This is a genomic window from Parabacteroides sp. 52 (genome assembly GCF_010500925.1).
Taxonomy (GTDB): Bacteria; Bacteroidota; Bacteroidia; order Bacteroidales; family Tannerellaceae; genus QVMG01.
Genome location: NZ_QVMG01000009.1, coordinates 1 through 21146 on the forward strand (window position 1 = coordinate 1; position 21146 = coordinate 21146).

The 21146-nt window shown below is 44.2% G+C and carries 14 protein-coding genes; 8 read left to right on the top strand and 6 right to left on the bottom strand.

Annotation, left to right across the window (positions count from 1 at the left end; genetic code table 11):
• The coding region (locus D0T51_RS06760; protein WP_163727000.1) for a hypothetical protein at positions 1–6380 on the bottom strand (6380 nt) is incomplete at its 3' end.
• 427 nt (positions 6381–6807) lie between these two features.
• Here D0T51_RS06760 and D0T51_RS06765 point away from each other — a divergent pair.
• The 4 genes from D0T51_RS06765 (at position 6808) to D0T51_RS06780 (ending at position 10446) form a co-directional block, all read left to right on the top strand.
• Positions 6808–7680 (top strand): helix-turn-helix transcriptional regulator, encoded by an 873-nt coding sequence (locus tag D0T51_RS06765; RefSeq protein ID WP_163727004.1) that lies wholly within the window; start codon positions 6808–6810, stop codon positions 7678–7680.
• 808 nt (positions 7681–8488) lie between these two features.
• Complete coding sequence (locus tag D0T51_RS06770; protein ID WP_163727007.1) at positions 8489–9076, top strand: FKBP-type peptidyl-prolyl cis-trans isomerase; 588 nt, start codon at positions 8489–8491, stop codon at positions 9074–9076.
• Between the two features lie 20 nt (positions 9077–9096).
• Positions 9097–9807: an FKBP-type peptidyl-prolyl cis-trans isomerase gene (locus D0T51_RS06775; protein ID WP_163727010.1), complete on the top strand. Its 711-nt coding sequence runs from the start codon at positions 9097–9099 to the stop codon at positions 9805–9807.
• Positions 9808–9975: 168 nt separating this feature from the next.
• Positions 9976–10446, top strand: coding sequence for an Lrp/AsnC family transcriptional regulator (locus tag D0T51_RS06780; protein WP_163727012.1), 471 nt, complete (start codon positions 9976–9978; stop codon positions 10444–10446).
• Between the two features lie 136 nt (positions 10447–10582).
• Here D0T51_RS06780 and hutH read toward each other — a convergent pair whose 3' ends face one another.
• The 5 genes from hutH to D0T51_RS06805 form a co-directional block, all read right to left on the bottom strand.
• The gene (gene hutH, locus D0T51_RS06785) at positions 10583–12076 is read right to left on the bottom strand and encodes a histidine ammonia-lyase (protein ID WP_163727016.1); all 1494 of its coding nucleotides are present in this window, start codon (positions 12074–12076) and stop codon (positions 10583–10585) included.
• Positions 12077–12099: 23 nt separating this feature from the next.
• Positions 12100–12723, bottom strand: coding sequence for a cyclodeaminase/cyclohydrolase family protein (locus D0T51_RS06790; protein ID WP_163727019.1), 624 nt, complete (start codon positions 12721–12723; stop codon positions 12100–12102).
• A 62-nt stretch (positions 12724–12785) separates the two neighbouring features.
• Positions 12786–14048 carry an imidazolonepropionase gene (gene hutI, locus D0T51_RS06795; protein WP_239056726.1) on the bottom strand — a complete coding sequence of 421 codons (1263 nt, stop codon included), beginning with the start codon at positions 14046–14048 and terminating at the stop codon, positions 12786–12788.
• Positions 14049–14954, bottom strand: a complete 906-nt coding sequence (ftcD, locus tag D0T51_RS06800) for a glutamate formimidoyltransferase (protein ID WP_163727022.1) — start codon at positions 14952–14954, stop codon at positions 14049–14051.
• A gap of 10 nt (positions 14955–14964) precedes the next feature.
• Entirely contained in the window at positions 14965–16953 is a 1989-nt protein-coding gene (locus tag D0T51_RS06805; RefSeq protein ID WP_163727025.1) for a urocanate hydratase, read from the bottom strand.
• 267 nt (positions 16954–17220) lie between these two features.
• Between D0T51_RS06805 and D0T51_RS06810 the strand changes: the two genes are divergently transcribed.
• The 4 genes from D0T51_RS06810 (at position 17221) to nagB (ending at position 21143) form a co-directional block, all read left to right on the top strand.
• Positions 17221–18117, top strand: coding sequence for a diaminopimelate dehydrogenase (locus D0T51_RS06810; protein WP_163727028.1), 897 nt, complete (start codon positions 17221–17223; stop codon positions 18115–18117).
• 119 nt (positions 18118–18236) lie between these two features.
• Positions 18237–19133, top strand: coding sequence for a prolipoprotein diacylglyceryl transferase (gene lgt / locus D0T51_RS06815; protein ID WP_163727030.1), 897 nt, complete (start codon positions 18237–18239; stop codon positions 19131–19133).
• A complete protein-coding gene (locus tag D0T51_RS06820) occupies positions 19108–20304 on the top strand; it encodes an FprA family A-type flavoprotein (RefSeq protein WP_163727033.1) in 1197 nt (398 codons plus the stop codon). The genes lgt and D0T51_RS06820 overlap by 26 nt, the downstream gene beginning before the upstream one ends.
• Before the next feature lie 26 nt (positions 20305–20330).
• Positions 20331–21143: a glucosamine-6-phosphate deaminase gene (nagB, locus tag D0T51_RS06825; RefSeq protein WP_163727035.1), complete on the top strand. Its 813-nt coding sequence runs from the start codon at positions 20331–20333 to the stop codon at positions 21141–21143.
• The last annotated feature ends 3 nt before the right edge of the window (positions 21144–21146 follow it).

A 21146-nucleotide genomic window follows, 5' to 3' on the forward strand; every position in this document is an offset into this window, starting at 1 on the left:
TGGGTTCTCAAGGCATCCGTCAGGTAGTCTGCCAGTTTTGCACTTGACAGGCTAGTATTATCTGTACAGAATTCCACATCATCGGTGGTATTCGCTTCGATTGTTGCTTTCGGGTAGACTTTCACCTTCACCTCTTGCGGGATGGATTCGTCACAGATACCCTGGGCTGATACGTAGTAGGTATATTCTACATAACCGGTAAAGCTTGTAGCCGTCAATGACGGAGCTGTAACAGTCTGAGTAAGGACCCCAGTCGTGTTACTGGCTAAGAGAGTTCCTCCTACCTGTGCATCGTACAATCTGTATGTATAGTCACCTGTACCCTTTTCACCGGTGGTGCCCGTAACGGTCACTGTCAGTGTGGCTGGATCTCCGGCAACTTCTTCTACATCCGGAGCAGATACGGTTCCCAAAGCAATAGGGGCATACTTGATTGCATACACTTCAATCTTTGTCGAATTCAATGAGAAGTTATAAGCATTCTTCGCCCATACAAACACATCATGCTTTGTTCCCGGAGCTAATGCTGTAGACAGAGAAATCGTTTGGGTAAACGCTGTAGCGGTAGATGAGTTATCTGTTTCACTCCAGTAGAATGTTTCATTATGCGTATAGTCAGTCATATTATCAATCAGACTCATCAGGTCTAAGGTAGCGTTTGCGCCACAATCGTTGATTGTTTCTACTGCTTTCTTCAACTCCACTTTCACCGGACGATCCGTAACAGTAACTGTCTGAGCTGTGCTTTCCAGTGCTCCACATAAACCATCCGTATTACCGCTGGCATCATTCACAATCTTCACAGTGAAAGACAAACCGGAAACAACATCAGTGGATGTTGCCTGATAGGTCTTGGTGGCTGTATTTGTCGCAGCATCCAACGCAGTACCATTTTTATAGAACTGATAGAATGTACCCTTGCTTCCGGAAGTCTTGGCTCCACTGGCTGTCAGGGTAATATTATCTCCTACCACAACAGAAGTCGGAGCTGCAGTAAGACCTGCACTTACAGAGGTATTCACTACCACCTTCAATTCCTCTTCTGTAGAATAAGTGTCTGCTGCATTCTTCGATTTAACGAAGAAGGAACCGGCCGAAGTGATCGGACAAGGACTTCCTGCATTTACTTCTGTCAGACCTCCGCCTGCACCTGCAGTAGGTGCATACCAATAAGTAACACCTGTTGTCGATTTATCACTACTGATTGCATCCCAAAGAGTCAATCCGCCAGAAACAGCGTCACAGAATACATAATCCGATGCAGAACCGACAAATGTCACAGCCGGAGGAGCTGCTACAACAGAAACGGTAGCGGCGTTTGAGCTTGTGTTATCACAAAGTCCTGTAGAATTTCCAGCACTATTCATAACCATCACCGTATAAGTTCCAGCATCTGTTAATGCAACCGATGGTATAGTCCAAGTGTTTGTAGTAGTCTCGTGAACTTTAGTTCCACCTTTATGCCAATGATAAAGGGCACCGGCCGGAGCGTTCACTGCAGTTGCTGTCAGTACTAACTGATCGCCGACAGTCAACGTAGTAGATGTACCAATAGTTACTTCTACTTTTTGACTTATCGTAATTACAATTTCTTTTGCTGTTGCTTCAACACCACCCTGGTTGCTGGCTTGTACATATACCTTTCCAGAAGATGTAAAAGCATGAGATCCTGTAATTTCGGAGCTACAAGCTGCATCCGAATAGAACTTCACATCCGTATGATTTGAATTCTTAGATACAGTTATATCAGAAACCTGGAATGTATAGTTTCCACAACTAGGTATTTCTGTTGGTGACAATGTATAGATCAATGAAGGATAAACGGTATATGGAAGATCAACTTCTCCGTATATATTACCACCATAGGTTACTTTTACCTTTTGATTGACTGTTGCACCTGCTGCTACATCATAGTCGACATGACTTGGAGTGACATCTGTGCTGCTTGCATCAGCGCCCCAGTTGGCTCCGTCGAAGAACGAACCTGTCACACCGGTACTGGTGATTGAAAGCGTCTTCGTTTCATCCGCAAACATGGTCAAAGCATCAGAAGTTACAAACAGGGCATCTATAGCCGTATTACCGGCAGCTACATCCTGTAGAGTACCACCACTAAATCCTCCCAGAGTAATAGCCTTGGCAACTAACGATTTATAAGGGGTTGCGCTTTCTGCACCACCGAGATACTGCACCGGAATTGTATAGGTTACTTCATCCCCTACAGCCGAATAAGCCGCAGTAGCAAGTGGAAGTTTAACGGTACGCAATTTTGTTCCCGCATCCACTGCATCATCCGAAACAGTCAATGTAGATCCGGTATAATCCCAGGCAAACGTACCTGTACTAAGCACCTGAAGATAATCCGGAAGTACCAATTCCAAACGGTCTGTCGTTTTCAATACTGCTCCTGTTTTGAGTTTGCTTAGTTTCACCTTTACGATAAGTTCGCGATCTTTTGTCTGATCAGAGAAGGCAGTCCGTTCAGGTGTCATACTCAATTCGAAGCCATACGGCAGATCCAGCTCCGGATACATCTCTTTCGAAACGATACCTGATTTTTTCACGTCTCCGGCATTCTTTCCGGTAGCCTTTACCTCTCCGAGGAATGAAATACCACTTAATAGAGTGGCAGAGCCAATCTTATAAGTAATCTTAATTTCTGCTGTTCGTGGGTTCGCCGATCCTTTCGTTTCATAACCTGGGAATTCCAAGTCACCTGAAATATTTAACACCTTACGAACATCAAACACAAAGCCATCCGTAATCGGGTCAAACACAGATTGGTCTGATAGTTGATAATCATTTCCTCCATAAGAGACTACTGCACTCTGGAATTCCTGTCCCGCCGGAACAACAATATCCATCACCAAGTTCTTAAGAGATCCCTGGCTCGCTTCCGAGCTGACGGTGGCTGTCAATGTATAAGTATCATTTTCTTTAAAGATTGTCTTACTTACATTCAACTCCCCATCTACGCGGTTTTCCAATAAAGACAAAGTAATAGTACCTACCCGTCCACGGTTACCATCCAAAGAGGTATCGGTAATAGTTTTTGAGGTAGGATCCAATGAACCTGCCCAACCGGAAAGAGTATGAATCTTCACATCCTCACTGCCTGTTCCTGTATACTGTACTTTAACGACAACATCTTGCGTTTTGGCAGCATCGATAGAAGAAGCAACCTTTATATAATTACCATTTACGATCAACGGGTTTCCACCCTTATCCTCTGCACTAACAATCGTCAGTGAACCTTCCAGATACAACCAGGTATCTTTAATGGCTGACGGACTGGAGTTATTGACTGTTATATTGATATCAGTTGGCTGCGCCTTATCGTCAATCAACAATTGGCTGAGCTGCACAGTAGAAACCGAATAACCGGCGTAAGAAAGTTTTAGCGTACGACTAGTGGTATAAGGCACAGATGTTCTGGGAGATACACCATCAATATCAAGTATCAAATTACGATTCCCTTCCGGAGAGAACGTAGATGCTTTCACATCAAACTCAATAATATGACACCAAGAGTCATCCGGATAGGCCCAGCCACCTGCTCCGAATAATTTGGATATATCGACTGTATAAACATCGTTGTCTTTATCCAGATCAGCCTTCGAAGACGGCAATGAGACCGGTGTTAACGCCCATGAATCATGCTTTGTTCTGGCAGCCGGATATAACTTTATATTCTCCAATGTATATCCTTTAGGCACCGTAATCGTTCCCTTTGTCAAATAGACTACCGAGCGGATCTCATTGGGGAAAAAGGGCGAAGGTAGAGTATATTCATTGCTATTTAGCCTAAGCGATACCTTTTGCGTCAATGTTGAATTGTTAAAAGAATATGACTCGGCATTTGTATGATATGCTTTAAGATTGATCTGGTAAGTAGAAATAGAAAGTGTCTCAATGCTATTCCCACTCAATGAACTGGTATTAGCCCAAGGATCAACCGAATTATCTCCAATCTTTGCTTCTGAGGTGATATGAGATGTTCTATTTGCGGCTACATTGACCGTAAAAGGAATTTTCACCTCAATCTCATCACCCGCCTGCAAATCATTTACAATCGGATAAACAATATAACCTTTATAACCTGAATTTGCTTTAAAGTCGATAGCTCCTGAAGCAATGGGGGTTGCTCCTCGTGTGACTTTAATTGTTCCAGCAGACAGGTTTAGATTTCCATTCGTATTTAAAAGAGTAAAATTATCATTCTGTACCGGGAAGTAAAGAGATTTGCTTCCGGCAGTAATTGAACCGGTTAGAATCTTCGCCTTCCAGATCATACTACCCTTGTCATCATTCATATAAATGGAATGATCCGGAGATGTCGCTGGTTCATTGGGGAATTTAGCCTCAAAACATAAGGCGTCTGACGTTTTCGGCTCCAAACCAATACAGTCTGCATCTCTTTTTACTTCAAAGCTTGTCAATTCCACATCAACCGGACTTACCCTGTAATAGACAGCTTGCGTAACACGGGATAAAGGAGGCAACTCTACCTTCTGATCTGTAGCATCTATACCATAATAAAGGAACCATCGAATAGCCCCGTCGGTATTCACAGACAAAGCGCCGTTTGCAACCTCATACTTACATTGAATTGTTCGGCTTTTTGTTGTTTCATCCCCTAGATTAATATCATACACATATTTCCCATTAGAAATATCCGATTTTGAGGTGTTCAAGGTGATTCCTCCCGCCTCATCTTTTATCTGCATATCTGTGATAGTTATCCAGGCAGGAGCCTCTATATGCAAAGAGCCTGTCAATTTGATTGTACTCGACAAAGTTCCCGGATTAAAGGGTAATTCGAAAGTCTTTTCGATTGGATTCGTTCCTACTCTATCCTTTTCGTTAAAGGTTAAACTAACCGGTTTTTCGAAAAATTTCGGAACAAAAAAGGTCGCCGAATAGTATTCCTTATAATCCATGTTTCCATCTCCACCACTGCTGTTTTTAACCTCTATTATATTGGCTGTAAAACGTTCCAAAAAGAATTCAGGAGAAGTCTGAACATAATCTTGTTTGAGTAATTCAGTCCAGTCTGCTGCATTTGAGTTCAAATTGCCATGGTAATAAGGCACATAGAACGTTATCGTTTCGTTCTTTGCAATAGCATCGTTTACAACAACCTGTACCCTGCGTTTCCATTTTCCGACAGCAGAACTCGGGATAGCCATCCAAGTAAATGGATAGTCCTCATAAGCCGTAGCTTTTGACACCTCTTTCAAACTACCCGATCCAATCTTGTAATACACTTTATCTCCTGTCAGGAAATAACCTAACATGTTTCTTACATAAAAATGTGTTTTCGTATAAACGGCTCTATCCCCTACATTTAAAAAAGTAACCTTGGCATACTGCAATTTACCATCCCAGGCAGCCCAATTTCCTGTTCCAAAGACAGGCTCTTCATTCATCAGATCGGCCTTCACATAAGACAGACTCTGATAGCGCATATTCGGAATACCTGTTTCGCCGGGAATAACAAATACCTGATCTGTAACCGAAGCTACTTGTCCACAAGTAGAAGTAACAGATGCCTTAATAGAACGCGATCCGCCCATTAATGGGTGGATGGATTTAAAAGAAAGTTTCCTTACACTTGAAGTAAACTCTTCGTCAGATAATGTAATTGTATATACATTATTATTAGGAGTAATTGCTGGTAAATCAGTTCCATCTAACTTAAATTCAGCCAGAGTAAATGTGTCATCGGCTGTCAATTTAATCGTCAGTCCTTTGGTTTTTCCTCCGATAGAAGAGAGTTCAAGGCTCTGAGTAACCCCCGCCACAAAATCTGCTCCTACAAGATTCTCAAAGGAGCCGGTTATAACCGGATTTTTAACCTTTACATCAACTGCTTTCTCCACATCATCTACTGTCGATAGAGATGCGTCCAATACCTTTACTTTGATCTGGTCAAAATTCGCATCCTTTACGGCAGCTTCACAAGCAGCCCAAATGGGTAACTGCACATTGACCACAGCATCTTGTAAAAGACCACCCGTTACCGGAATTGTGATCACCGTTCCACCCGATGACAACACACCATTTCCATAGGTAGCGTCATTAGAACCGATCGGATTTAAGATGGCCGGATCATTTGTTTTGATTCCAGTTGGAAGTGTGATTTGAATTGCTGCTCCCGGCACAGCCGATTTAGCCACAAAATAAATCTCTAAGTTCTTCCCTTCATCCAGATTGTTCCGATAAAGTTCATCGGCACTGACAGGTTGCCAATCTAATACCTGTCCCCAACTACTCGCCGTACCTATAAATACAGCCAGTAGCATTACACACCAAAGTCGCCAACGACTATGCGTCGTTCGCAACCTTTTACTTTCTTGTAAAGTGTCTACTTGTTTCATACGATTAATTAATAATTATTAGTAAAAAAATAGTTTGTTAATTCTTGTATCTTTTCCTCTTTTTTAGCGGTTTTTCAGAATTCTCGTTTTTTTCATTATTTCAGTACTCTTTTTTTTGCAACGGTTATTTTATTAATAGTCAGCGTATTACAGAAACGACCGTCGTTCCGTCACTTACGAAGAGACGGAACGGCTCATCGCGAGGGGTGTTTTGTGTTGATAAACAGAGGGTTGACTAGTGCCTATTTTGCTTAAAAAGGCACTAAAAACGGATCCTGGAAACAGCTCTTTCGGAAAGGAAGGCGATTTTGAAAGGCAAAAAAGCCTCCGGGACTTCTCCCCATAAGGGAAGCAGAAAAACGAATTTCGCTTTTGAAACGAAAAAAAGGAAGCAAACAAAATGTAAACACTTAATTGATAAGATTCTATGGAAAATATACTGTATATCCACGAACATCAGGCTTGTTTCAATTACAAGCAGGAAGCCAATCATTTTATTCAGGTAAAACATTGCCCGCCGGGCACCGAATGGATCAACACGGTGCAGACCACGGAGGTACTTATCATTCTTGAAGGGAATATGCATATTTCGTTCGATTTCGTGCTCAACAAAGAATTGAAAACAGGCGATATGCTTCTTTTGGCACCCGGCACACAGTTCAAGGCGGAGACGGAAAAAGGGGGGTCCGTACTTGTCTTATATGTGCCCGAAAGTGTGGGTTTGTGTAATTGTTTTTCATTGAAACAATTAAAGACGCTCGCGGTAGACAAACAGGATAAACCGGTCGTTTTGCAGACCAAACCTATCCTGCAAACATTCCTCCAGGGGCTGATGTTCAACCTGCAGGGCGGGCTTCGTTGTGCAGGTTATATGAAACTGAAATCCGAGGAATTTCTGATCTTGCTTCAGTCCTATTACACAAAGGATGAGTTGGTTGCCTTCTTCTACCCGGTACTGCACGAGAGTTCGTCGTTCACCGATTTTATCTTAAAAAACTACCGACAGGTGAAGAAAGTGAACGAGTTTGCCCAGCTTTATGCCTGCAGCTTGTCGAACTTCGACAAAAAGTTCAAAAAGGCCTTCGGCATCTCCGCCTATAAATGGATGAAAGGAAAGAAAATGGAATTGATTTATCACGAAATCAATACGACCAACAAGCCCTTCGGGCAGATCGCCGAAGAACAAGGGTTCCTCTCTCTCTCCCAGTTTACGGATTTCTGTAAAAAGAACCTCGGTAACTCTCCCGGAAAGATCCGAAGGGGAGCATTGGGTCATTTGCAAAGTGAAACAGGGGAATGATTATTTATGAATCTTATGAGAAGTATACAGAAGCGTTTTGAAGGAGAAATGCGCTATATTTGCCGCGTCAGTAGTATACAAAAAAAACAGCCGTTCCGTCTCTTCGTAAGTGACAGAATCAGCTCTCCAACCCAATCGGCTGCGCACAAAGATAACAATTTTCAAGCAATTTCCTAATATATCCTTTGAATTTCTTAATTTGAGGAAGAGGGAACTAACGATTAACGATGAGTGATTAACGATTAATGGTTAGTGATTAGTGATGAACGATGAATGAAGCGTGAAAGATTATAATTTACAATTTATAATTAACAATTAATTATTAGTGCCGGTCAACACAGTTGGTATTTGGGTTATTTTCAATAAGATATTGATGTATATACAGGTCGCTTGCATATACAGGTGACTTATTTATCACTCAAAAAAAACTCTTATCTAATTGAGACTCATTTAAATCGCCAATACATCAACCGGTACTATCTGACAAAAAGTGACAACCCATTTCAGGATAAGTCAAATCTGCTGGAAAATAAAAGTGTCGATAATTGTCGACACTTGTGCTGATAATTGTCGGCAATTGTGTCGATATATATCGGCAATTGTGCTGACGGATATCGGCAATTGTGCTGACGGATATCGGCAATTGTGCCGACAATCGTCAGCAATTGTATTTCCGGGCGAAAACAAAAGAGGTGTTACCCCTAAAAAGCTCCATACAATATATAAAAAGAAAAAAAAGGAGGGAAATATCAATTCTCAGATTAAAAGCATTACTTTTGTGCCGCATAAACAGTTGAACAAGAAAAAAATGAATAAAGTAAGCTACGCCCTGGGATTAAGTATCGGGAACAATTTTCAAAGTTCCGGTATCAACGATTTAGACGTAAACGATTTCACACAAGGGCTGAAAGATGTATTGGAAGGAGCAACCCCTCGTATAGACTACGACGAGGCCAAACAGTTGATAAACGATTACTTCGTCCGGTTGCAATCCGAGAAATTGGAAAACAACAAAAAAGCAGGCCAGGAATTCCTTGCTATCAATAAAGAGAAAGCGGGTGTCGTAGAATTACCCAGTGGCATGCAATATGAGATATTGAAAAAAGGAGAGGGTCCTATCCCTACAGCCACAGATAGCGTAAAATGCCATTACCACGGCACCTTAATAAACGGTACCGTTTTTGACAGTTCCGTTCAACGCGGTCAACCGGCTACATTCGGTGTATCCCAAGTGATCCCGGGTTGGGTAGAAGCTCTTCAATTAATGCCGGTAGGTTCTAAATGGAGATTATTTATCCCCTCCGAATTAGCCTATGGAGAACATGGAGCAGGCGAAAGTATTGAACCGAACAGCACGCTTGTGTTCGAGGTAGAACTATTGGATATTGTAAAATAATAACATAAAAGTAAAGTAAAATGAAAAAATTGAATGTATTAGCCGTTACAATGATTGTTGTAGCTGGTATTTTTGCCACTTCCTGTCAATCCAGAAAAAGCACAAACCTGAAAACAGGTATTGACAGTGTGAGTTATGCGATTGGTATGCTTAACGGAGAAGGGTTCAAACAGAACTACCTGGACAATCTTCCCGGCGAACCGGTGGACATCGACCTGTTTATGGCTGCATTTGAAGAAGCCTTGAAAGGTAAAAGCGAAGGATTCAAAATCAAACCGGACGAAGCCCAAGCTTTCATACAAACTTATTTCACAGAGGTACAAGCCCGTGAATCAGCCAAAGCATTAGAAGAAGAAACTAAATTCTTAGAAGAAAACAAAGCCAAAGCAGGTGTAATCACTACACAAAGCGGTTTGCAATATCAGGTGATCACAGAAGGAACCGGACCCAAACCAACCGAATCAGACAAAGTGAAAGTTCATTACACAGGAACCCTGTTGGACGGAACAGAATTTGATAGTACTATTACCCGGGGAGAACCTGCTGTATTTGGAGTAACTCAAGTTATTCAAGGTTGGCAAGAAGGTTTGCAAATCATGCCGGTAGGATCTAAATATATCCTTTGGATTCCTTCCAATCTGGCCTATGGTGAACGCGGAATGGGTCAAGACATCAAATCGAACAGCACACTGAAATTCGAGTTGGAACTCTTAGAGATTGTCAAAGACTAATCTTGCATTTGGATAACAAAAAGGCAGGCAAAACATGTTTCGCAGCATGTTTTGCCTGCTTTTTTTGCATAAATATCACTTTTCCCTTTCAGAATGACATTTATTAGAAAATAATTATATACTTTTGATATCAGAAACAGAAATACTTATATTAAAAGCATTATTATAATGGAAAAGATTGACAAACTGGATCGGCAAATACTCAATATCATATCCAAAAATGCCCGCATCCCTTTTAAAGATGTAGCCGAAGAATGTGGCGTTTCACGAGCAGCGATACATCAACGGGTACAGCGCATGATTGATATGAATGTGATCGTAGGCTCAGGTTATCATATCAATCCTAAAATATTAGGGTATAACACATGTACCTATATCGGTGTGAAGCTCGAACGCGGCTCGATGTATAAAGATGTTGTTCCTGAATTTGAAAAGATACCGGAAGTGGTAGAATGTCATTTCACTACGGGACCATATACCATGTTAATCAAGTTATATGCCCGTGACAACGAACATCTGATGGAACTTCTGAACACGAAAATACAAGAAATAGAAGGAGTAACAGCTACGGAGACCTTGATCTCCCTGCGTCAGAGTGTCAAACGAGAGATCCCTATCTGCAAACCGGAGGATCAATAAAACAATAGGTTATATACGCGAAAGGGACTGTCCGAAAACAATCGGATAGTCCCTTTCTCTTTCTTACACCGGGAAAAGGCTCCCCATCAAAATTTGTATTTTGCCGCCAAGAGAAATGCACGCCCCGGGGAGTTATTCAACCGGAATATCTCCGCAAGAAAGCTACGGCACGGTGGATTTCCGTATACATGATAATATCGTCTTCGACGAAAGGAACTTCTTTGCGGAAGTCTTTGAGGAACTTTTCCAGGAGGGGTGAGGTCTTTGCCGGACGGCGGAAGTCGACTCCCTGGGCCGCATTCATCAGCTCGATGGCCAGGATATGATCCAGATTATCCATGATCTTAAAAAGTTTGGTGGCTGCATTGGCACCCATGCTGACATGATCTTCCTGTCCGTTGCTGGAGACGATAGAATCGCTGCTGGCGGGATAACAATACATCTTGTTCTGGCTGACCATGCTGGCCGAAGCGTATTGGGGAATCATAAAACCGGAGTTGAGTCCCGGATTGGCCACGAGAAATTCGGGTAATCCTCTCAACCCCATGATAAGCTGGGCTACACGCCGTTCGGATATATTACCTAACTCAGCCAGGGCGATTGCCAGATAATCATAAGCCAAAGCCAAAGGTTGTCCATGGAAGTTACCTCCGGAAAGGATTTTGTCTTCTTCGGGAAAGATCGTCGGGTTGTCGGTCACGGAGTTGATCTCTGTGAGTAAGACCGTTGTCACATAGCGGATCGCATCTTTTGTCGCTCCATGCACCTGCGGGATACAACGGAAAGAATAAGGATCTTGTACATGTTCTTTCTTCCGGTTAATCAGTTCACTACCTTCAAGCAAACGCCGGAATTCGGCACCTGTCTCTATCTGACCCTGGTGTGGACGGATCTGCTGGATGCAATCCATAAACGGGTCGATGAGTCCGTCGAAAGCCTCCAGCGAGATGGCGGCAATCAGGTCAGCCCGCCGGGAGATATTGAAAGCACGAAGCAAGGCAAAAACACCGTTTGCGCTCATAAACTGTGTGCCATTCAACAAGGCCAGTCCTTCTTTGCTTTTTAGCTTGACCGGTTTCCAGGCAAATTCATCCAATACAGCAATGGCTTCCCGCTTTTTGCCTTTGTAATACACATCCCCCACTCCGATCAGGGGCAGAAAAAGATTGGCCAAAGGAGCCAGGTCACCCGATGCCCCTAAGGAGCCCCGGTCATAGACGATCGGCAGGATATCATTATTAAAGAAATCGAGGATGCGTTGCACGGTGATGACCTGCACCCCGCTATGCCCCAGCGACAATGCCTGGGCTTTCAGGAGCATCATCAGGCGTATGATTACCGGGCTTACTTCATCTCCCACACTACAGGCATGGCTCTTTACCAGGTTTTCCTGTAAGGTACTTAATTCATCGGGAGAGATATTTTTATTGCAGAGAGAACCAAATCCGGTAGTGATGCCATACAAGGGGCCTTGCTGTTGTTCAATTTTCTGATCGAGATAGTCTCGGCAACGTTGAATGCGTTCACGCACCTCAGTTGTCAACTCCAGTTTCATATTGGCACTCAATATACGCTCAATACTTTCAAAGGTAAGCGGTTCCGAGCCGACGTAATATACATTATTTCCCATTCGTCTTACTTATTGATTGCGGTTTACAATTGTGTCTTTATCCATTCCAGCAACTTTGTCTCTATCCGGATCGCTTCGGCTTCGAGGCGGTCGGCCTTTTCTGTCATCCGTTTTACATAGGCTTCATCTTTAATAGACGATAAGTTGATGCGTACATTTAATAAGGCTGCCAACACACAGGTACGGGCTGACATCATGGCCACACATACATCCGTTACCGCATTTTGGTTTCCTTTATGTGCTACATAGATAGCTGTCTCCATGACTTCAGCCATTTTTTCTGCTACCTGCATGGGAACATTGGCAGCCTCTTTGGTTGCTTCCTGGATCTCCTGGTTGCGTTTATTTATTTCCTCCTCTGTCTCTTTGGGTAGTTTGAAGGCATTGAACACCCGATTATAGGCTTCGCTATCTTTATCGATAAGCGCGATAAATTTTTGTTGCATCGTAGCTGCTTCAACGGCGATGACCTGCATTTGCCCTTCGTATTCGGCATATTTCTTTTTACCGATGGTCAAATTGGCCACCATCTCCGTCAATGCGGTTGCGATAGCCCCGTTAAGGGCTGCGATACTTCCCCCTCCCGGAACAGGCGTATTAGACGCTGTCTCGGCCAGGAATTCTTTGATTGTTAAGTCTGCTAACATGGTTTTTTATAATTGTAAATTATTAATTGTAAATTGTAACTTCTTTATATTTTGTCCCTTCTTCACTTCTTTAGGATCTCTCCTTTTTTGATTACTGTATCTACGATGTTCATGCCAAAATGGTAGGGGAGAAACTTATACGAGGGATATTGCAGGAGAATCATATCGGCTTGTTTGCCTACGTCGATGCTCCCGATCGTATCGGCCCGATCCAATGCAGCAGCTCCGTTGATCGTAAGGGCTGTAATTACCTCTTCGGGGGAAAGTTTCATATAGATACAGGCAATAGCGATCAACATCGGGATAGAAGACGAAAAGCAGCTTCCCGGGTTCAGGTCGGAGGCCAGGGCCACGGCACATCCGGCATCGATCATTTCCCGGCCACGGGCATAAGGCTCTTTGAGAGAAAAAGCGGTCAACGGCAACAGGGTGGCAACAACCTCTTTGGCCGCCATTTGCCGGATCCCTTCGTCGGAAGCATATAACAGATGATCGGCGCTGGTTGCTTGCAGGCGAGCAGCTAACTCCGCTCCGCCCAGAGGGACAATTTCATCGGCATGCAGTTTCAGTTTCAAGCCATATTGCCGGGCAGCCAATAAGAGACGTTCGCTTTGTTCGAGGGAAAAGACTCCTTTCTCACAGAACACATCACAGAAGTCCACACCCCACTCCGGTTGTATATGAGGCAAAGCCTCTGCGATCAGGAAGTCGATGTATGCATCCGGTCTTCCGACAAACTCGGGAGGCAGAGCATGGGCACCCAGATAAGTGGAAACAATACCTATCGGATGTTTCATACGTAGGGAAGCCATCACCTCCAATTGCCGGATTTCTGTTTCGAGGTCCAAGCCATACCCACTCTTCCCCTCAACGGTAGTTACCCCCATAGCCAGAAACTCATCGAGCCGGGAACGGGCGGTCTCATATAACTGTTCGAAATTACTTTCCCGGGTTGCTTTCATCGTATGTACGATACCCCCTCCTCGTTCCATGATCGACATATAACTGTCTCCCCGCAGACGCCAGGAGAATTCTTCCTGCCTGTATCCGCCGAAGACAAAATGTGTATGACTGTCAACAAAACCAGGCAAAAGAGCTTTGCCTCTGGCATCGATCTCGGGATAATACGTATTCAGTCGCCCCATCACCTCGGCCGTCGTTCCGACATCTGTGATAATACCGTCTTCGATAGCTACTGCCCCGTCTTCGATAATTCCCAGGTTCGCCATTTCTTGGCCTTTCTTGGCAGCAAAACCGGAACAGGTAACGAGCTGGGTGATATTTTTTATGAGTAACTTCATTTTCAACTGTTCCTTTTCAATCATTTAGCTGTTTAGCTTGTATTCCAAGACCTGATCCAAGGAGAAGTTTTCCAATCCCAGGTAATAAGAGGCGGTGTCGATCAATGCTTCCATGGGAACTAATCCAACGATTTCGCTTCCGACTACAGGTACCCCATAGCGGCGTGCCTCTACTTTGACTAATTCGAAGGCCCGGTAAAGAGCGGTCTTTGTATAGTCCGTCATATTGATAGAGACCTGTACGATGCCCCGGTCGGTTAGTTCGACCCCCATTGCTTTGCAATAACGCAGTCCCCCACCGATGAAACGGATCTTTTTGGCGATGTCCGACGCTATCTCTAACTTATCTGTTCCCAGGTTTACATTATAAGCAACCAAAGGCATACGTGCTCCAATAGCGACTGTACCGGCTGTAATATGTCTTTCGGACGGGCCGTAGTCCGGTCTCCATTCGGGTTGTTTGATCTTCTCGGCCATGCCTTCAAATTCCCCTTTGCGTACAGTCGCGAGGTTCTCCCGGTGTGGAGCCGAGGCCGATTTCTCATAGAGAAAGACCGGCAGGTTATACCGGGAAGCTACCGTTTCTCCTACCTCTTTAGACAGGGCTATCGCTTCCTCCATCGTACATCCCCGGATAGGGATAAAAGGGACTACATCAACGGCTCCCATACGCGGGTGCTGGCCATGATGCTTATTTAAGTCGATCAGCTCCACCGCTTGTCCGATTGCTTCAATCACTGCTGCCTTCAAGGCTTGGGGTTCGCCTACGACAGTAACGACCAATCGGTTATGATCCTCATCGTTGCTGTAATCAAGGAGCTTGACCCCCGGTTTTCCCCGAAAAGGAGAAATCAATTTTTCTATTTTATCTAAATCTCGTCCTTCACTGAAGTTCGGGACACATTCCATTATTTGACTCCAACTGCTCATATGTATATATTTATATATTTGATACTATCTTCTTGATAAAGGCCTCTTCTGCAATGTAAGGAAGGGTAATATGATAATCCGACGGATGGTTTTCATTGAATCTGGCAGATGTATCCATGGCATGCGGGTTACGCGCCCAGGAACGGCGGGCAACTCCTCCCATTACATCCCATAACATAGCCGTCCGAAGGATCTCATCTACCCGCTCACTTCCGTCCAATACCATCCCGAAACCTCCGTTAATAGACTTCCCGATTCCGACGCCCCCTCCGTTATGCAAGGCTATCAGGCTCATACCCCGGGCTGCATTTCCGGCAAAACATTGCACAGCCATATCGGCCATCACATTGCTTCCGTCGTAAATATTCGCTGTTTCGCGAAAAGGTGAATCCGTTCCACTCACATCGTGATGATCGCGTCCCAGCATCACCGGACCTATCTCTTTCTTACGCACCATCTCATTGAAACGCAAGGCGATCTTCAACCGTCCTTCCGCATCCTGATAAAGGATACGGGCTTGGGTACCCACCACCAGTTTGTTTTTTTTCGCATCGCGTATCCAGTTATAATTATCCCTGTCCTGGCCCCGGCGGGAAGGATCGATACATTCCATAGCTGCCTGGTCGGTTTTAAACAGATCCTCCTGTTCTCCACTCAGGCAGACCCAGCGAAAAGGGCCATAGCCATAATCGAATAATTCGGGTCCCATGATATCTTCCACATAAGAAGGCCAGATAAAACCATCCTTTTCATCGATCCCATTCCGGGATATCTCTTTTACACCGGCATCATAGATAGCTTTCATAAAAGAGTTGCCATAGTCAAAGAAGTAAGTGTTCCGGGCTACCAACTTCCGGATTACTTCATAATGACGATACAATGTCTTATCAACGGCTTGCCGGAAGGCCTCGCGGTCGTGGGTCAACAAATGGGTACGCTCCTCAAAACTTAATCCGACCGGACAATACCCTCCTTCATATACGGCGTGACAAGAAGTCTGATCGCTCAATAAGTCGATCGAAATGGCGTTTTGTTCGGCATATTCGAGCAGGTCGACAATGTTTCCATGGAAAGCAATAGATACCGGTCTTTTCTCTTTCCGGGCCATCTCTGCCAGACGAAAAGCCTCGTCCATCTGGTTGGTCACATATTCCACCCATCCCTGTTCCCTGCGCGTCTCAATACGGGAAGCATCCACCTCGGCTGTAATAGAAGCAGCACCAGCAATCAAGGCTGCTTTGGGTTGTGCCCCGCTCATCCCTCCCAAGCCAGAAGAAACAAACAGGTACCCTCTTAGATCCTTATCTTGGGGTATGCCCCACTTTTTACGACCCGCATTCAGAAGCGTATTAAAGGTTCCGTGTACAATGCCCTGGGGACCGATATACATCCATCCACCGGCAGTCATTTGCCCGTAATTCGCTACGCCCATCTGAGCCGCGATGTGCCAGTCTTTGGGATTATCGAACATGCCAACCATCAGAGAATTGGTAATGATTACCCGGGGAGCATCCGGCTTGGACTGGAAAAGTCCTAAGGGATGTCCTGACTCAATGACAAGGGTTTGTTCTTGTGTAAGTTCTTCCAGGTATTGCTTTATCAAGCGATATTGCATCCAATTCTGACAGACCTGCCCGGTCTCTCCATAGGTAACCAATTCATACGGATAAAGTGCGATATCAAAACAAAGATTATTATCAATCATTACCTGAAAAGCTTTACCTTCCAGGCAGTTCCCTTTGTACTGATCAATGGGTTTTGCTTTCAGATCCCCTTCAGGTCGATACCGATAGCCGTAAATACGTCCGTATGTAAGAAGTTCACGCATAAACTCCGGTGCAATGGTTTCATGATATTCAGTAGGGATATACCGCAAAGCATTTTTTAATGCCACCTCGGTTTGCGCAGGTGTTAAAGAGTACCCCCGGTCGGGAGCCCGGCGAATACCCGGAACGAAAGCGGGGTATGCCGGCAGTGGGTTGCTTAGATCTATATGCATATATATATTGGTTTTTCCTAAAATCTAACAAACTGTAAGCAAATAGGCGTTATAAACAGGCGGCAATGTATAATTATTCTCTCCAATTGCCAATATTTAACCTATGTTTAGAAGCATATGACAAAAACAAAGACAGACGTTAAATCTTTTTATGTCAGATATTTGTTCTAAAAACAGTGTCGCCGCCCCTTGTTAATCCCTTAGATTAACTAACTTTGCAGCAGACACGAACAAAAGTGACTATTTTAATAATTATTCTTTTTAAGTATGAAAAAAATTAGAGCTGCCATCGTAGGTTATGGCAACATAGGTAAGTATGTATTAGAGGCAATTGAAGCGGCTCCCGATTTTGAATGTGCAGGTGTTATCCGCCGTAATCCCGGAAATGTTCCTGAAGAATTAAAAGGATATACCGTAACCGATACCGTAACCAAACTTGAAAAAGTAGACGTAGCCGTATTGGCAACCCCTACCCGCAGTGTAGAATCTTTTGCCAAAGAGATTCTTGCTTTGGGAATCAACACAGTTGACAGTTTTGATATCCATGGAGGTATTGTCGATCTGCGCCGGTCGTTGGATGCAGTAGCGAAAGCGCATCAGTCTGTAGCTGTTATTTCAGCAGGATGGGATCCGGGCAGTGACTCGGTTGTTCGTGCTTTGTTAGAAGCCATGGTGCCCAAAGGCATTACATATACAAACTTCGGCCCCGGCATGAGCATGGGTCACACAGTAGCCGTAAAGGCGATCAAAGGGGTAAAAGCTGCCTTGAGTATGACTATCCCTCTGGGAACAAGCATACACCGCAGGATGGTGTACATCGAAGTGGAAGACGGATATAACTTCAAAGAAGTAGCTGCCGCCATCAAAGCGGATGACTATTTTGTACATGACGAAACTCATGTAATGCAAGTAGACTGCGTAGATAACCTCTTGGATATGGGACATGGTGTAAACCTGGTACGCAAAGGCGTTTCCGGCAAAACACAAAACCAACTGATCGAATTCGACATGAAGATCAATAATCCGGCATTAACTGCACAAGTACTGGTGGCTGTTGCCCGGGCAAGCTTCAAACAAGAACCGGGAGCATACACGATGATCGAGTTGCCGGTGATTGATATGCTCTACGGAGAGAAAGAAGATTTGATTAAAAGACTGGTTTAAGCCAGTCTTTTAATAATTGACAATTGACAAACAACGTTCGCTTAAAAGCGTAAAGCAATTGACAATTAAATGTGTAAGAGGAAAAACAAAGAATATTGATTCATTAAAACAGTAGGAATATGGTAGAATCTTTCATTGTCAATTGTCAATTATCAATTGTCAATTGTCTCAATTTCATCACCTGGACCGCCGACCCCGAACTTTTCTCCATCGGATCACGAGAAATACGCTGGTATGGATTGGCATTTGCCATTGGTTTTACTATCGGTTACATGATAGTTGCCCAGATGTGGAAAAAGGAAAAGCTCCCTCAACCCTGGATCGATTCGTTGTTTGTTTACACCATGGTGGGTACGATAATCGGTGCCCGCTTGGGACATTGCCTCTTCTACGACCCCGGACATTACCTGGCCAACCCTTTTGAAATACTGAAAGTGTGGGAAGGCGGATTAGCCAGCCATGGCGGTACCTTGGGTATTATCATTGCCATCTACTTCTATTCGAAACGTGTCACACACAAAAGTATGCTGTGGACATTCGACAAATTGGTCGTTCCCACCGGTCTGGTGGCAGCCATGATCCGACTGGGTAACCTGATGAACCATGAGATCTATGGTCATCCGACCGATCTGCCCTGGGGCTTTCGTTTCATTGAGAACCTGCATGCCTGGAAAATGGGAGCAGCTCCTATATTCACCCCTCCCAGCCATCCGACCCAACTCTATGAAGCGATTTGTTATCTGTTGACATTTGCCCTCTGTATGTGGCTTTATTTCAAAAAAGACGCCTGGAAAAAAGAAGGATTTATCTTCGGTCTTTTCCTCATCTGTATCTTTGGTTCCCGTTTCTTTATCGAATTTGTAAAAAATATCCAGGAAGACTTTGAAGCCACGATGACTTTGAATATGGGTCAATGGCTGAGTATTCCATTTGTATTAGCCGGCATTTATTTTGTCTGGCGCGCCCTAAAAAATAAAAATCTAAACAAAAATGTACAAGCTAAAGGAAATAGCTGATAAGGTGTATTATGTCGGGGTAAACGACCGGCAGAAACCCCTTTTCGAAAATATGTGGCCGTTACCTTACGGCGTTTCTTATAACTCCTACCTTATCGTAGACGAAAAGACCGTGTTGGTAGACACGGTAGATGTCTGTTATTCCGATATCTTTCTGAAAAAGATCGCAGATGCCCTGGAAGGACGTCCGTTGGATTATCTGATCGTCAATCATATGGAGCCCGATCATGCGGGCAGTATCCGCTTACTGCGTCAACAATATCCGCACGTACAGATTATCGGAAACAGTAAAACGTTCGGTATGCTGGAAGGATTTCATGGTATCACCGAAGGATTGTATGAAGTCAAAGAAGGCGATTCACTGGCTGTCGGTCATCATGTGTTTCATTTTTATATGACTCCCATGGTGCATTGGCCGGAAGTGATGATGACCTATGACGCAACGGATAAGATACTCTTCTCCGCAGATGCTTTCGGCACGTACGGCACATTGAATGGCGGTGTGATCGATACCGAGATGAACGTAGACCTTTATTGGGAGGAGATGATCCGGTATTATGCCAATATCGTCGGCAAATATGGTAATCCGGTACAAAAAGCATTGCAAAAACTGGCCGGGCTGGAGATTGAAACGATCTGTTCCACCCATGGTCCGGTATGGCGTACCCACAAAGAGAAGGCCATAGCGATATACGACCAATTGAGCCGGTACGAAGGCGAAGAGGGTGCCGTCATCATCTACGGCAGTATGTATGGACATACGGAACAGATGGCAGAGGCAATTGCCTATTCTTTGTCGGCCCACGGAGTGAAAAACATCGTGATGCACAACGTAAGTAAGACCCATGCCTCGTACGTACTGAAAGATGTATTCAAATACAAAGCCGTTATCGTGGGATCTCCCACCTATTCGAACCAGTTATTCCCGGAGGTAGAATCCATCTTACATAAGATACAACACCGGGAGATAAAAAACCGGCTCTATGGCTATTTCGGTTCATTTACCTGGGCAGGTGCCGCTGTCAAACGCCTGGCCGCCTATGGAGAAGAGATGAAATGGGAAACTGTCGGTATGCCTGTGGAACAAAAGCAGGGCATGCAAACAGACAATTATGCCGCTTGTCTGGAACTCGGAAAGGCAATGGCGGAGAAATTGAAAATGAAGAATTAAGAGTTAAGAATTAAATAAAAAATGCTATGAGACTTATTATTGAACCTAATTACGATCAACTGTCTAAGTGGGCAGCCAACTATGTGGCGGCCAAGATTCAAAAAGCAAACCCGACAGCGGAGAAACCTTTTGTCCTGGGTCTGCCTACCGGCTCTTCCCCTTTAGGCATGTACAAAAACTTGATTGAACTCAACAAAAAAGGAATTATCTCTTTTCAACATGTGATCACCTTCAATATGGATGAGTATGTGGGACTGCCCCAGAGCCATCCGGAGAGTTATCACTCTTTCATGTGGAATAACTTCTTCAACCATGTTGATATCCAGAAAGAGAATGTCAATATACTGAACGGAAACGCATCTGACCTGGAAGCAGAATGTGCCGCTTACGAAACGAAGATGAAAGCAGTTGGCGGCGTCGATCTTTTCCTCGGTGGCATTGGCCCCGACGGACATATCGCATTCAACGAACCCGGCTCTTCCTTGAGCTCCCGCACACGTATCAAGACATTAACCACCGATACGATCATTGCCAACTCCCGCTTCTTCGATAACGACGTGAACAAAGTGCCTAAAACCTCGGTGACCGTAGGTGTAGGTACGGTCTTGGATGCCAAAGAAGTATTGATCATGGTAAACGGACATAACAAAGCACGTGCCCTTCAACAGGCAGTAGAAGGATCGATCAACCAGATGTGGACAATCACAGCCCTTCAATTACATCCGAAAGGCATTATCGTAGCCGACGAAGCGGCTTGTGCCGATATCAAAGTGGGAACCTATAATTACTTCAAAGACATTGAAAAAGACAATCTTTGTCCGGATTCTTTGTTAAGATAAAGA

Bases quoted from the DNA above. Each gene is read 5' to 3' on its own strand.
- hutI (WP_239056726.1), bottom strand. From the start codon at position 14,048: ATGATTGAAAAGGAACAGTTGAAAATGAAGTTACTCATAAAAAATATC.
- D0T51_RS06770 (WP_163727007.1), top strand. From the start codon at position 8,489: ATGAATAAAGTAAGCTACGCCCTGGGATTAAGTATCGGGAACAATTTT.
- D0T51_RS06810 (WP_163727028.1), top strand. From the start codon at position 17,221: ATGAAAAAAATTAGAGCTGCCATCGTAGGTTATGGCAACATAGGTAAG.
- ftcD (WP_163727022.1), bottom strand. From the start codon at position 14,954: ATGAGCAGTTGGAGTCAAATAATGGAATGTGTCCCGAACTTCAGTGAA.
- nagB (WP_163727035.1), top strand. From the start codon at position 20,331: ATGAGACTTATTATTGAACCTAATTACGATCAACTGTCTAAGTGGGCA.
- hutH (WP_163727016.1), bottom strand. From the start codon at position 12,076: ATGGGAAATAATGTATATTACGTCGGCTCGGAACCGCTTACCTTTGAA.
- D0T51_RS06790 (WP_163727019.1), bottom strand. From the start codon at position 12,723: ATGTTAGCAGACTTAACAATCAAAGAATTCCTGGCCGAGACAGCGTCT.
- D0T51_RS06780 (WP_163727012.1), top strand. From the start codon at position 9,976: ATGGAAAAGATTGACAAACTGGATCGGCAAATACTCAATATCATATCC.
- D0T51_RS06820 (WP_163727033.1), top strand. From the start codon at position 19,108: ATGTACAAGCTAAAGGAAATAGCTGATAAGGTGTATTATGTCGGGGTA.
- D0T51_RS06805 (WP_163727025.1), bottom strand. From the start codon at position 16,953: ATGCATATAGATCTAAGCAACCCACTGCCGGCATACCCCGCTTTCGTT.
- lgt (WP_163727030.1), top strand. From the start codon at position 18,237: ATGGTAGAATCTTTCATTGTCAATTGTCAATTATCAATTGTCAATTGT.
- D0T51_RS06775 (WP_163727010.1), top strand. From the start codon at position 9,097: ATGAAAAAATTGAATGTATTAGCCGTTACAATGATTGTTGTAGCTGGT.
- D0T51_RS06765 (WP_163727004.1), top strand. From the start codon at position 6,808: ATGGAAAATATACTGTATATCCACGAACATCAGGCTTGTTTCAATTAC.